The following is a 14,047-nucleotide window of genomic DNA, read 5'->3' as shown; positions in this document are numbered from 1 at the left end:
CTCACTCGTCACCGTTGCGGATCGAGACACGCCCGGTCAGCCAGTCGACATCCACCACCGCGATGCCTTCGTCCTTGGACAGGCGGATATGACCACCGGTGGAGGAACCGTCGGGGAAGAAACGCACCGCCACCCGCGGACCACGGCTTTCCGAGTCGGCCACCCGCGCCTTGATCAGCAGCGCCTTGGGCAGCGACCGTTCGCCGCGCCGGCTGTCGAGCCCGTAGACCTTGCGGTTCACGTCCATCCATAGCGCCACGCTGCGTTTGTTCAGCACGGCCTCGGAGCGCGCCTTGCGCAGACCGACCTGCAAATCCCGGGAAGCGTCGTCGAGCGAGCCGCCCAGGCCCTTGTTGATGGCCGGGACCACCACCGCCAGGGAAAGCCCCAGGATGACCAGTACCACCAGCATTTCCAACAGGGTGAAGCCGGTGCGCAGGCGGCCGCTCAAGTTATTCCCAGCTCACGATGTCGGCGTCCTCGCCTTCCCCGCCCGGTTGGCCATCGGCACCGTTGGAGAACAGGTCGAAGGGCCCGTGCTGGCCGGGGAAGCGATACACGTAATCGTTGCCCCAGGGATCTTTCGGGATGGCGGACTTGCGCAGGTAAGGGCCATTCCAGCGATCGGCGCCGGATGGCCGCTCGATCAGCGCCTTCAGGCCGACGTCCTGGGCCGGATAGCGCCCGACTTCCAGGTGATACATGTCCAGCGAGGAAGCCAGTTCCTGGATCTGCATGCGCGCGGTGTCGCTTTTCGCGCCGCCGACGTATTTCATCACCCGCGGCCCCACCACGGACATCAGCAAGCCCAGGATGACCAAGACCACCAGCAACTCGATGAGGGTGAAGCCATGCTGGCGACGCCGGGACAGTTTCATAGGAGTACCTCGAATAATTCAGTGAGAACGTGTTTCGGACTGGGCGAAGCGCTTTCCGGCGGAGCCGGTGGAGAGGGGAACGCGACCGGGGTCAGCGATAGCGGCTTTGGACAGCTAGCCGACCAATTCGTTCACCCCCAGGATGCCCAACAGGATCGACATGATGATCGCCGCGATCAGCACACCGAGGCTGAGGATCAGAACGGGCTCCAGCAGCGCCAGGAGACGCTTGGTCACCGAACCCACCTCGTCCTCGTAGATGGTCGCCACCTTGAGAAGCATTTCTTCCAGGCGACCGGTTTCCTCGCCGACCTGGATCATGTGCAGGGCCAAGTTGGGAAACCGGTTGCCCTCCAGCAGCACCGCGCTCAGCGAGCGCCCCTCGCGTAACGCCGCACCGGCGACGTCCAGCTCGCTGCGCAAGGTGCGATTGCTGACGGTTTCCCGAGCGATGGTCAAGGCGTTCACCAGGGATACGCCGCCTTGGAGCAGCACGCCGAGGGTACGGGAAAAACGGGTGGTCTCGACGTTCTTCACCAACTCGCCGATCAGCGGCCACTGCAAAGCGCGGCGATCCAGTTTCACCCGCACCGCCTCGTCCCGCCAGAGCCGCCCGATCATCCAATAGATTCCGCCCATCATGGCCAGCACCAGCCACCACCACTTCGCCATGAAGTCGCCGAGCCCCATGACGAAGCGGGTCGGGGCCGGCAACTGCGCACCCATGTCGGAAAACAGGTCGGAGAAGCTCGGCACCACGTAGGCCAGCAGGAATACCAGGGACAGGATGGCGACGCTGAACAGGATGGTCGGGTAGGTCAGCGCGGACACGATCATCTGCCGCAGCGCCTTGCTGCGCTCGAGGTATTCGGCCATCCGCTGCATGGACGCTTCCAGCGAACCGCTCGCCTCGCCCGCCTTGATCATGTTGATGTAGAACGGCGTGAATTCGGGCCGCTCGGCGAAGGAATCGGCGAGGGTGCGGCCCTTGCGTACCGAGGTGCGGATGCTGTTGATCATCGCCCGGCCGTGATCGTCCGCCAGTTCCTCGAGGATGCTCAGGCTGCGGTCGAGCGGCAGGCCGGAGGTCAGCATTACCGCCATTTCCCGGGTGAAGTGCAGCACCCGGTCGCGATCGTTGATGCGTCGGCGCCGCACCTTGCCGCCCGCGGGCGCGCGCGAAGCCCCGGCCGACGCCTTGGCCGCGGACTTGCCCAGCGGCTGGATGCTGACGGCGGTGAGCCCTTCGCGGGCGAGGTGATCCGCGACACGCTCGATCGACGGCTGCTCGACGACCCCGTCGCTGAGCTTGCCGGCGCGATCGATGGCGCGGTATTTGAAATGCGGCATGGGCGACCTATCCGTTTCTGTCAGCGGGCGAGTTGAGCGACGCGCAGGACCTCGGGCACCGAGGTCAGGCCTTCCAGCGCCTTGAGGTAACCGTCTTCGAACATGGTGCGCATGCCGTGTTGCCGGGCCATGCGATAGATCATCTCGCTGCTGGCATGCTGCAGCACCAGGTTACGCACTTCGTCGTTCATCACCAGCAGTTCGTGGATGCCCATCCGCCCGCGGTAGCCGGTGTGAGCGCAGGCATCGCAACCGACCGCGCGCCAGACCTGCACCGCGCCGTCCGGGGTCAGGTGACGCACGCCCATGTGCTCGATTTCCTCGTCGCCGAGGGCTTCCGGCTGCTTGCAGTGCGGACAGAGCACGCGCACCAGGCGCTGGGCCATGATCGCATTGATGGTGGACGTCAGCAGGTAGTCCTCCATGCCCATGTCGAGCAGGCGCGTGATGCCGCTGGGCGCGTCGTTGGTGTGCAGGGTGGACAGCACGATGTGGCCGGTCAGCGCCGCCTGGATGGCGATGCCGGCGGTTTCCTTGTCGCGCATCTCGCCGATCATCACCACGTCCGGGTCCTGACGCAGGATCGAGCGCAACGCGCTGGCGAAGTCCAGGCCGACTTTGCTGGCGGTCTGGATCTGGTTGACGCCCTGGATCTGGTACTCGACCGGATCTTCCACGGTGAGGATCTTGCGATCGACCGTGTTCAAGCGGTTCAGCGCCGCGTAAAGCGTGGTGGTCTTGCCGCTACCGGTGGGGCCGGTCACCAGGAAAATCCCGTTCGGCCGCTCCAGCACCGACTTGAAGTCGCCCAGCACGCGGTCCGACAAGCCGATGGATTCCAGTTCCAAGCTCATGCTCTGCTTGTCGAGAATCCGCATGACCACGCTCTCGCCGTGCATGGTGGGCACCGTCGACACCCGCAAATCGATCGCCCGGCCCTGCATGCGCAACTGGATGCGGCCGTCCTGGGGCAGGCGACGCTCGGCGATGTTCAGCCGCGAAAGAATCTTCAGGCGCGAGATCACCGCGGGCGCGATCTGCGAAGAAGGCGCCTCGATTTCCTGCAACACGCCATCGATGCGGAAACGCACCACCAGGGTGTGCTCGAACGGCTCGATGTGGATGTCCGAGGCGCGGCTTTCCAGGGCCCGGGCGAAGATGGTGTTGACCAGGCGGATGACCGGCGCCTCGCTGGCCATGTCGCGCAAGCGCTCGACGTCGTCGATGTTGGCGCCGAGCCCGGCGTCCTCGGCCTCCACGTCTTCGCCGCTGGGCTTGTTGGCTCCGGCGCCGTAGAGCCGTTCATAGGCATTCTCCAGTTCCGACGACAAGGCCAGCGCCGGTTCCACGCGCCGGCCGGTGGCCAGCTCGAGGGAACGCAGCACGTATTCGTCGGAGGGATCGAGCATCGCCACCAGCAGGCGCTCGCCATCGTCGGCCAGGGGCACCACGTGCTGTTCGCGCAGGAACAGGGGCGACACCAGCCCCTCCTCCAGCACCGCCACTTCCGGATAGTCGTCGGGTACCACCAGGCGATAGCCGAAGCGTTCCACCTGGATCGAGGCGATGTCGCGCTCGGCCACCATGCCCAGCCGGATGAGGATGCTGCCCAGCTTGCCGCCGGACAGTTTTTGCACCTGGACGGCGCGCTGCAGGTCCGCCTCGGAGAGTTTTCCCGCAGCGACCAGCCAATCACCCAATCGATTTATCACAGCTCGTTCTCCGCCCGCCATGCGCCCTGCCGGCTCATGCGCGGTGCACTATCAATCGCTTGACGCCCTGCTTCCATGCCGTCGGAACGCGGTTAAACAGCGGCCGGATCAACGGCAGCGACAGCACGCGCCGCGCGGCCCGCAGGATTCTCGGCTGCACGTCGCGCGGCACCGTCGGATGCCCCAGGCGGGCCCAGGCGGGCACCAGCTCCGCCGGGGTCGGACGCCCCTCGAGCGTCTCCGGTCCGGCAGGCAGGTAGTCGCCACGGTAGCAGAACGCCTGCGGTGCCTGGCACGCGGGCGAAGGCTCCGGCGCCTGGCGGTTCATCAGGTGCTCGCGCACGCCCAGCAGATGTTCGACGATCTCCGGAATCTCGCGGTCGGGCTCGACCAACCAGCTCCAGGGTCGGCCGGCGAGGCGTTCGGGGAAGGCGCCGATGCGCGAGGCGAGGATCGGCAGGCCCATTTCCAGGCAGGCCGACAGGGTATAGCTGTAAGTTTCCGGGCAACTGCCGGGGAACCACACCAGGTCCGGCTGCAATTCGTCCAGCAGGGCGCGGAGCTGGTCTTCCTGGTAGGCGCCGTGCACCCGCAGGTTGCTCACCGGGTGGCTGCGCAGGTGGCGATAGCCGAAGCCGAGCAGGTGGAACTCCAATGGCAGGCGCCGCCGCCGTGCCTCCAGGGCCGCGCCTTCGAGGGTATCGGCCCCTTTGAACGGACTGAGCGCGCCGATCACCACGACCCGCAGCGAACGCTCGGCGGGCAAGGCGATGGGCTGTACTTCGGCCTCCACGAGATGGCGTTCATGGGGCACGCAACGCAGCGCCGCATCGGGGAAATAACGCCGCATGCGCTCCAGGGTGTCCTGGGACGGCGTGAACACCCGCTCGGCGCCGTACAGCAATTGCTCGCCGAAGCGGCGCCAGGTGGCGATGTCGGAACCGCCCGGGGCCGGCCGCTCGGCCAGGCAGGCATTGCAACCGGCCTCGTCCGGCGCGCCGCAATAGCGGCCCTGGGCGTCGGCCAGGGTCACCTGCGGGCAGGCCAGGTAGTAATCGTGCACGGTGACGTCGTAGGGGACGTCGAGCTTTTCCGGCAGCAACAGGAATTGCAGGTGCACGCCGATGGTGTGGTGGAAGTGGATGCGCGAGACGCCCAGGCTCCGCAACGTCGCCAGCAGCAATTCGAAATCCGTGCCGGGATCGAACAGCAACTGGGCGGGCTTGCCCGGGTCCAGCGAGCCAAGGGCCGCCTTGCCACCCTCGATGTCCGGGCGCAGGACGTACACCTCGGCGACCCCGGCCAGTTCCTCGGCCAGGCTGCGCAGGTGACGCTCGGTGCCACCGCCACGCCGATGGTTGATCATCAGGATCACCGGCAGGCCGCTCGCCCGGGTCCGCGCCGCATCCACGGCAAAACGCAGATGGGCCGCGGGGTCGGCGGCGATGTGTAGCTGGATGAGGCGGTCGTAGTCCGGATACAGGCGCGTCAGCACGCGATGGCCGGCCCGCTGGTGCTCGCTCTGGGTCTCGGCGAAGCTCACGCCCCCCTTGTGATAAGCGAAGGTGTCAGCGCACAGCAAATGGCGCCAGCCCCGCTCGGCGGAGCGCATGCAGAACTCGTTTTCCTCGCCATAGCCGCGGCCGAACAGCTCGGCGTCGAACGGACCGCTGTCGCTCAGGCAGTCGCGCCGAATGAACATGCAGAAACCGATGGCGGTCGGGATGTCCAGGGTCTTCCCGGCGTTCACCTGGCTGAACAGTTCGTCCAACTGGGTGAGCGAGTAGCCCTCCGGCAATGCGTTGTCCTGACAGAAGCGCGGATAGCTGCAGATGGTCGCGTTGTTCGAGAACGGCGTGACCGAACCGACTTTCTCCGCGCCATAGGCGGCGCGCTGCAAACGATCCAGCCAGTCGTTGGCCACCATGGCGTCGCTGTTGACCAGCACCACGTCGCGCTCCGGGTGCAGGGCCATGCCTCGGTTCACCGTGCCGACGAACCCGAGGTTGTGCGGGTTGTGCAGCAACGTCACCTGCCCTTCGAGGGTATTCAGCCAGGCCACCAGTTGCGGATCCGGGCTGGCGTCGTTGATCACCACGACTTCGGCCTCGGCCCGGTAACCGCCCGCCAGCACGCTCTCGATGCAACGCCGGGTATCGTCCAGGCCCCGGTAGACCGGAATGATGATGTCGATCTTCGGCCTGGCCTCGGGCGGCCAGGCCTGGACGGGTACCGCCGGAACGGGCTCGACCACGCGATGGGACATGCCGGCCAGGCGCATCAACCGATTGCGCGTCCGCCACAGGCGGCTGCCCAGCACCCAGTTCAGGCGCCGCTCGAGCTCGCGACTGCTGGCCACGCCATTGACAATGCCCTGCTGCAAACCGTGGTTTCGCCGCTCAAGGGCCTCCAGGGACTGCGCCTGCGCCTTCAGCTCATGGCCCAGCTCGATGGTCTGGCGCTCGAACGCCTGACGCCGAGCCTCGATCGCCTGGCGCCGAGTCTCGATCGCCTGGGCCTCCAGTTCCGCGCGCTCGCGCGCAGCGTTCAGGGCCTGCAACTGGTCGTCCCGGATTTCCACCACGGCGCGCGCCTGGCTCAACTGACCGCCGAGGGATTCGACGCGCTCGCGGTTCAGGTCCAGATCGGCCTGGGCCTTGCGATAGGCGATGGCATCGCCCATGCCGTGGAACACCTGGATGATGCGGTGCGGATCGGCCTGCGCGGCCTCCAGGAAGCCCAGGATGGGCGCAGGCGGCGTCGCTCCGACCAGGAGGACGCCCAGGCCGAAGCCGAACGGAAACTCGAAGCCCGGATAGCGCTGGGTCAACTCTTCCCATAGCTGCCAAACGGCGAAATCGCCGCGCCGTACGTTGGTATCGTGGAACAGCACCACGCCGCGCTCGCTCATCTTCGGCAGCCAGGACTCGAAGTCATGGCGCACGGCGTCGTAGGTGTGCAGCCCATCGATGTGCAGGAGGTCGACACTGCCATCGACGAAATGCACCAGCGCGTCGTCGAAGGTCATCCGCAGCAAGCTGGAAAAGCCGGAATAGCGGGGATCGTGGTAAGCGGCAAGGTCGTCGTAGATCTCGCTGTCGTAATGCCCGGCCTGGCTATCGCCCTGCCAGGTGTCGACCGCGAAGCAACGGGTGCCGAGGCGCTGGTGGGCGACCCCCTGGCAGAACGCACTGTAGGAGTCGCCGCGGTGGGTGCCCAGTTCGACGAAGACCCGCGGGCGGGTCATGGCCAGGACGGCGAAGGCGAACGGGATATGACGGTGCCAGGACTCGATGGCGGTCAGCCTGTCCGGCATTTCCACCTGGGCGAGGTAATCCAGTAAGTCGAACGGTTGAGGCATGCTAATCATCTGTTCAAATCGTTATGTGCTGCGCCGGCAGCGCTTGAGCGGGCGACATTATCCTTCCGATGAAGGCGTTCTGCTGGGAAATTTCGCCGACGGTGCTGGCGCCGGCGAGGCCGGATTCGGGTCTCAGGCGTCGGCGCCCTGCTCCAGCCGGCAAGCGAACCGCTCCAACTCGAACAACCCGGTGAGGCTGGCGTCGGCCTGGGCCTTGAAGGCCAGAGCGTCGTGAATCCAGTGGTGCTGGACATGCTGCTGCTGCGTTCCCGCCCCGAGGGCGACGCTGATGGTGTAGGGGCCGGTCGCCAGATGCGGCAACCAGAACTCGAACGCCACCTGGCAGGTTTCGCCCGCGGCGATATGCCGCCACTCGGGCAGCCACTCGATGGAATTCTCGCCACACAGCGCCTGGCTCAAACGATCCTTGACGAAAAAACCCAGGATCGGCGCGTCGATCGCCACCTTCGCGGTGCAGCAGATCCGCAGCGTCACGCGCTGGGCGCGGTCGAGCACGCGCAGGGGCGCGCCGTTCTCGTCGAGCAACTCGCACCTGTCGATGCGGCCGCCACCCAGGCCAAACTCGTTGCGCACCTCTTCCTGGCCGTCGGCCGGCAACGGCTGCGTCTCCTGCTCCGCGGCCTCCGCCGGGGCCAGGCGATTCTCGTAGAACGAACCCAGGTACGCGTCGCTCACTTTCCGCGCTTCGCCGAACATCATGGTCCGGCCCTTGTCGAGCCAGAGCGCGCGCTGGCAGAGGTTCACCACGGAATGGGTGTCGTGACTGACGAACAGCAGGGTGCCGCTCTCGGCGAACTTGCGCAGGAACCGCATGCATTTCTGAGTGAAATACACGTCACCCACGGCCAGCGCCTCGTCGATCACCAGAATGTCGGCGTCCAGGTGAGCGATGACCGCGAAGGCCAGACGGACGAACATGCCACTCGAATAGGTCTTCACCGGTTGATCGATGAAGTCGCCGATTTCGGCGAACGCCAGGATCGCGTCCAGGCGGGCGTCGATTTCCGCGCGACTCAGGCCGTGGATCGCGGCGCTCATGTAGACGTTCTCGCGACCGGTGAACTCCGGACTGAAGCCGGCACCCAGCTCGAGCAACGCGGCGATGCGGCCGTTGACCTTCACCTGGCCCGAGGTGGGCGTCAGGGTGCCGCAGATGATCTGCAGCAAGGTCGACTTCCCGGCGCCGTTGCGGCCGATGATGCCGAGGGTCTCACCCCGCCGGACCTCGAAGGATACGTCGCCGAGGGCATGGAACTCCGCCTGCTGACCACGCCGGACGCCGAACATGAGATGCATCAGGCGTTGCGCGGAGGACCTGAACATCCGGTAGGTCTTGCTCACCGAATGCAGGGAAATGGCGATCTCAGAGGACATCGGCGAACCCCTTGCGCGCGCGTTCGAAGAAGGCCCAGCCCAGTACCGCCCAGAGCGCGCTCAAGGCCAGGTAGATCGCATACAGCGAGGCATCCGGAAACTGCCCGTGCAGCAGCAGCCCTCGCACGCCCTCGATCGCCGGTGTCAGCGGATTCAGATACAGCCATCCCTGGTAAGCCTCGGGCAAGGCGGATACCGGGTAGAACACCGGCGCCATGAACATCAGTACGGTAATGATGACCGGCATGATCTGGCTGATGTCGCGAATGAATACGCCAAGCGCCGCCAGCAGCCAGCTGAATCCCAGCACGACGAGGATCAAGGGCAGCAGGAGCACCGGAAGGAAGACGGCTTGCCAATGCACGAAGCCATACAACACCGCATGCGCGACCAACAACACCACGACACTGACGAAGGTATGGAAGAGCGCCGAGACCACCACCACTGGCGGCAATATCCACAGGGGGAACACCACCCGCTTCACGTAGCTGACGTATTGCAGCATCAGGCTGGGCGAACGGCTCACGCACTCGGCGAAGAACCCATGGACGATGATCCCGGCGAACAGGTTCACCGCAAAGGCCGTCTTGTCGTCGCCGCCCACGCCCCAGCGGGCCTTGAACACCACGCTGAAAACGAAAGTGTAGACGACCAGCATGACGATCGGCGAAAGGAACGACCAGAAAATGCCCATCATCGTGCCACGGTAGCGCGACAACACTTCGCGCCTGCCGAGTTGCAGGATCAGGTAGAGGTAATGCTTCATCGAAGGCCCATCAGATTACGCGGTAACGGATGACTCGCACGTTCCAGCCGTGGAGGTTTTGGCGAAGAACCCCTCTACCCATGGCCATACATGCCATGCCGTGGGGTCTTTCTCGATAGCGGATTGCAGATGATCGCATAAACGCTGCGCCAAAGACTCCGCCGTGGGCTCCGTGAAGGGCCCCTCAAATCGCATATGCCGTTTCCCATCCACTGGATTCACGGAAATGCTGTAGACGATCACTGGTACCGCTTCCCGGGCCGCCATCCTTAATGCACCGGCGGGCAGACGCGCCTCCCGACCGAACAAGGTCACGGGCAGACTGGATTGCCCAGGCTGCAAGGGTGCGTCAGGCATCACCATAACGGGAAGCCGATCTCGGCATAAACGCTCGCGCATGCTCGCTACGCTTCCGCCAACCGGGATGGCAGACGCACCGCATAAGCGCGCTACCTGCCTTATACGCCTACGTCCCAACCACCCTATGAATATTTCTCCCAATGCGGGACGAACAGGTGGAGGAGCATGAAGCCACGCCACGGGCAGCCCCTTGTCGCGCAGATACTTCAGGGCCCAGAAGCCTTGCCCATAATGAAAGGTGACGAAGAAGATATTCTTGGCGGACAACTTATCTAAAGCATCCGCACCCGACATCAGTACATTCCTGTCTAGCCAAGAGCGTCCCACTTTCATGGTGAGAAAGAAGTCGGCCATATCCACCAGGCGATGCAGTGCGAACAATCTCACCGGATAAGGCCTGGCAAATCCGTAACGCTCCATTAAGCCACTAGCCGATGCGGCAGACGAAACTTGAAAAAAAGTGTAACGCGTCAAAAAACGTATCCCCCTAAAGGCCAAGCGCCACGGAAGGAGGAAAACCAAAAAGGCCACTATGGTGACCTCGATAATTGACGCCAATTCTCGTCTAAAAGATGGCCAGATTTTTTTATTCACACAGCACTCGAGTGAAACCACCGCCAAAATAAACTGCCCCTGGCCGGGTGACGACCAGAGGCATGAGTCAACGCTTACTTCTTAGTCTTTTCCACGTTGCCTTCAATGAAGGTACGCAAGGCGTCTGGATTGAACTTCACGTCCGAAGCAGCGCGAATGGACTCTACTTTCTGGCGACGTACGCCGGCCTCGAACTCAGCTTGTGCCTGCTCCATAAGAGCAGCCTTGACATCGTCGAAGGACTGCTGGCCAGCAGGACGCTTTTCAACGAGGTGAATAATGTGATAGCCAAACTGGCTCTTCACCGGTGCACTGATCTGTCCAGGTTTAAGACCAAAGGCCGCATCGGCAAATGGCTTTACCATTTTGTCACGCTCGAAAAAACCGAGATCTCCGGAGTTATTCTTCACTGAGGGATCATCGGAGTATTCTTGTGCTAACTTCTTGAAAAGCTCGGCATTTTTCGAAGCCTTATTATACACCTCTTCAGCCCGGGCCTTCGCTTCAGCTTCGCCGCGCACATTTCCGGTTGCGATGAGGATATGCTCAGCATGCACCCGCTCTGCAGTGCGGAATTTTTCCTTATTGGAAAGATATTGTTCGCGAGCAGCTGCTTGAAAATCTGGCTTTTTAGCGTCTGCTACTGCCTTATCCAATACCATTTGCGACAGCAATCGCTCTCCGTCATATTCATGGCGAAGTTTGTATTGCTCGGTCTTGTCCATTCCTTGCTTTTCAGCTTCACCGGCTAATACTTTACTAACATAAACATCAGCCAGCAGCTCACGCAACTTCCGTTCATTGGCAAAAATATCGCTCTTCTGTTCTCCGGTGAACATCACATCAATTAGCTTTTGATATTCGTCCTTTGTGATGGATGCTGCCGAGCTCGAAATAATAGCCTCGCCCGCATATGCATTTCCGAAGCAAGCAAAAATACCTACCAGAAGCCATTGCGCTGCATTTCTCTTAAACACTTCAAATCCTCTTTAAACTCCAAGTGACAAATGCAAACACCCCGCTAGTAGCGGGGTGTTTTTTTACAAGATCGAACTAGTCAGCAACGCTACTGGCAGAGTTGCTGTAGTTAAAGTAGCACAGACTACCAGCTGTACAGTTGGCAGGCGAAGCCCCGGTCTCGGGTATATGAGTCACGTTAATATAATAAGTTCCAGTCTTCTCCAACTGGCAATAATAACGACGCACACCAGTCGGGTTCGCTTCCTGCGTCCAACGAATCGTGGAATCCTGAGCATAGGTGGAAGAGCAATAGCTGCCCACGTTGGTGAAGTCCCCCGGGCAACGAGAAATTGAGACTCGGCGTGTCGACGGGTTGAGGGTAGATCTCACCGTAGATAGCGTACCGTAGTAAGCGAGACTGGACGGATAGAGCGCACCGGAAAACTTGCTGGCATCCACTTTAACAGCATAATAGCTCTTATCACCCGAGCCGCCGGTTCCCGCCAAACTAGAGGTCATGTTGCCCCAGTTACGCACGACCACGTTGGCATTTTCAGGAGTAGTACACCCTGGTGTGGGCGTCGGTGTCGGAGTGGGCGTCGGTGTCGGTGTCGGTGTGGGCGTCGGCGTCGGCGTCGGCGTTACCCCACACGATGAATTGGAGATATGCACTCCAGCCAAGTCAATAGCGCCAGAAGAATCAATAGCTGCCGCGGTGTAAGTGCCGCAGCTCTCGCCGCTGAACTTCAAATCGCCCGAATAAGCAGTGCCCTGTACGAATAGCAGAGAGGCTGCGACAAGTCCCAAGGCTGAATGCTGTGTGCTCATACCAAAACCCTCAAAAATACTGTCAAGACCCTTTCTCAATACCAATCGAAAGAGTGTGCACATTTAGAGGATAGGCCAATTGGCATGTCAAAACAACAGGTAAGTTTTTTAGTTCAAAAAATAGCGATAGACAACGCAAAAAAAAGCCCGCATTAGCGGGCTTTTTTCTTCCTCTAGTTACAGAGGACCAACATCACGGCTAGTAACTGCTTTGTGCAGGTAGCTGGCGCTGTAGTTGGACAGCAAGCCACCTACGTCACCATTCTGGATGTTGATGGCGGCAAAGCCGATGGCCGGCAGACCGAGCAGCGGGGTGGTAGTACCACCGCCAATCGGAAGCAGCTGGTTGCCAACGTTAGTGAATGCCAAACGCATCCAACCAGTCTGGAAGCTATTGATGGTCAGCTGATTGCGGATGCTTGCGCCACCCAACAGGTTGCTGTTACCAATGCTCAGGATGTTGGTTTCGTGGCAAAGAGCCAGACCCGGAACCGGGGGACGAGGAGAAACTTGGTCTTCGTCGATGACTGCAGTTTGCTCTTCACGATCCCAGTAGTTGATGCCGATTGCTTCACAAGCGGAGCTGCTGGCCGGAACCCAAGGAGCAGTAAACGGAGCATTGGCAGTTGTGGTGCCAGTATTCACGTAAGCGCGCTTGGTGGGGAAGGTAACAACAAAGTCAGTCTGAGCGTTCAGACCAGCGCCAACCGCATAATCGTTGGACAGACTTGTCTTCATGAGCACAGCACTGACAGCGTCGATCCCGGTGTTGAATACGGAATCAGTACCATTCTTGAAGAAGGCAACCGGATCACCAGCGTTCAACGAAGGAGCCTCGTCACCCGGCAGGTTGTGCTGCTGAGCAGTGGACCAGTTGTCCAGAGCTACAGCGTCGGCAGCAATTTCGCTACCAGCATCAACGTTGACCATGGTCACGGAGCCGTACAGGCCACCGCCCGGAGGCAGAATACCGAGAGCAGCGTTGTTGGCCCAGAAGCCGCCGCTACGCCATGCATTACGCAGAACGCCACAATCGCCAGGAACACCATTGTTGTGCACAATGGCGTTACGAGCAGCAACCACGTTGGCATCTGTGCTAGCCGGATCAATCACACCCATTTCGATCACTTCGATGTGACCTACACGAGCACGAGCCTTGGTAGCAACGGAGTCAGCAGTGCCAACGGTGCCGTCATAGAGGAAGCTACGGAATTCCTGACCAGCCGAACCAATATCACCAACGGTGCAAGAGGTATCAGCAGTGCTCAGCTTGGCACCATCGGCAGTTTGAGTAACTACGCCAGTCCAAACGTCTTGCGGGGACAGATACAGGTTGAAGTCGAGTACTTCCTGGGAGTTCATGCCTTCCAGGAAACGTACTTTGACAGCCTTGTACTGGTTGGTGGTGTTGGTAACGTGCACAGCAGTGAAGTTACCAGCTTCCGAAGTGTAGATAGGATAGAGCAGAACCTGACCCAGACCTTCCGGGTTGTGGTTCACCGCGTGAGCGGACGCTGCAGCACCCAGGCTAGCAGCAAGTGCAATTGCCTTTGGCAAAGACTTTTTCATTTGCAGAGATTCCTTTTCAGCTTGTATGTAACGTGTTGAACAGCTTATTGCAGGTTTGCTCACAAAGCGCTGGATCATGCTATCCAGCCATCCGCGCCATTGCAAGCCTACGCCAGGAATAATTTACGAAAAATTGCGCGCTTACGTCAATTTTCGCGAAATGGTGCGAGCCTTTTCACGTCCCACCATGCCCACATGGCCTCACCATCCCGGTGCAGGCAGCAGCTCGGCAGCAGATTGTCAAATAAATCGGGGGCTTAGCCGATTGAATTCG

At 61.4% G+C, this 14,047-nt stretch carries 11 protein-coding genes; all 11 read right to left on the bottom strand.

The features are described from left to right. Nucleotide 1: 1 nt before the first annotated feature. A complete protein-coding gene (locus OGL92_RS09705; RefSeq protein ID WP_263143276.1) occupies nt 2-451 on the bottom strand; it encodes a GspH/FimT family pseudopilin in 450 nt (149 codons plus the stop codon). A gap of 1 nt (nt 452) precedes the next feature. Then, nucleotides 453-878, bottom strand: a complete 426-nt coding sequence (gene gspG / locus OGL92_RS09700; protein ID WP_263143274.1) for a type II secretion system major pseudopilin GspG — start codon at nt 876-878, stop codon at nt 453-455. Between the two features lie 114 nt (nt 879-992). Then, nucleotides 993-2,228, bottom strand: a complete 1,236-nt coding sequence (locus tag OGL92_RS09695; protein WP_263143249.1) for a type II secretion system F family protein — start codon at nt 2,226-2,228, stop codon at nt 993-995. A gap of 20 nt (nt 2,229-2,248) precedes the next feature. Continuing rightward, nucleotides 2,249-3,940 carry a type II secretion system ATPase GspE gene (gene gspE / locus OGL92_RS09690; protein ID WP_263143247.1) on the bottom strand — a complete coding sequence of 564 codons (1,692 nt, stop codon included), beginning with the start codon at nt 3,938-3,940 and terminating at the stop codon, nt 2,249-2,251. Between the two features lie 34 nt (nt 3,941-3,974). After that, nucleotides 3,975-7,301: a class I SAM-dependent methyltransferase gene (locus OGL92_RS09685; protein ID WP_263143245.1), complete on the bottom strand. Its 3,327-nt coding sequence runs from the start codon at nt 7,299-7,301 to the stop codon at nt 3,975-3,977. A gap of 132 nt (nt 7,302-7,433) precedes the next feature. Next, on the bottom strand, nt 7,434-8,696 hold the full coding sequence (locus tag OGL92_RS09680) for an ABC transporter ATP-binding protein (protein WP_263143242.1): 1,263 nt from the start codon (nt 8,694-8,696) through the stop codon (nt 7,434-7,436). Further along, nucleotides 8,686-9,462, bottom strand: coding sequence for an ABC transporter permease (locus tag OGL92_RS09675; protein WP_263143240.1), 777 nt, complete (start codon nt 9,460-9,462; stop codon nt 8,686-8,688). Before OGL92_RS09675 ends, OGL92_RS09680 begins: the two co-directional genes overlap by 11 nt. 15 nt (nt 9,463-9,477) lie before the next feature. After that, nucleotides 9,478-10,416 carry a hypothetical protein gene (locus OGL92_RS09670; protein WP_263143238.1) on the bottom strand — a complete coding sequence of 313 codons (939 nt, stop codon included), beginning with the start codon at nt 10,414-10,416 and terminating at the stop codon, nt 9,478-9,480. 74 nt (nt 10,417-10,490) lie between these two features. Further along, nucleotides 10,491-11,393, bottom strand: coding sequence for a peptidyl-prolyl cis-trans isomerase (locus OGL92_RS09665; protein ID WP_263143235.1), 903 nt, complete (start codon nt 11,391-11,393; stop codon nt 10,491-10,493). A 76-nt stretch (nt 11,394-11,469) separates the two neighbouring features. Next, nucleotides 11,470-12,204, bottom strand: a complete 735-nt coding sequence (locus OGL92_RS09660; protein WP_263143233.1) for a hypothetical protein — start codon at nt 12,202-12,204, stop codon at nt 11,470-11,472. 177 nt (nt 12,205-12,381) lie between these two features. Continuing rightward, complete coding sequence (locus OGL92_RS09655) at nt 12,382-13,851, bottom strand: hypothetical protein (protein ID WP_263143230.1); 1,470 nt, start codon at nt 13,849-13,851, stop codon at nt 12,382-12,384. Nucleotides 13,852-14,047: the final 196 nt, after the last annotated feature.

This window comes from Pseudomonas sp. RIT-PI-AD (assembly GCF_025642785.1).
Classification (GTDB): domain Bacteria; phylum Pseudomonadota; class Gammaproteobacteria; order Pseudomonadales; family Pseudomonadaceae; genus Pseudomonas_T.
Note: the sequence above shows the minus strand (reverse complement) of the source record. Positions and strands in the feature narration are given on the sequence as shown.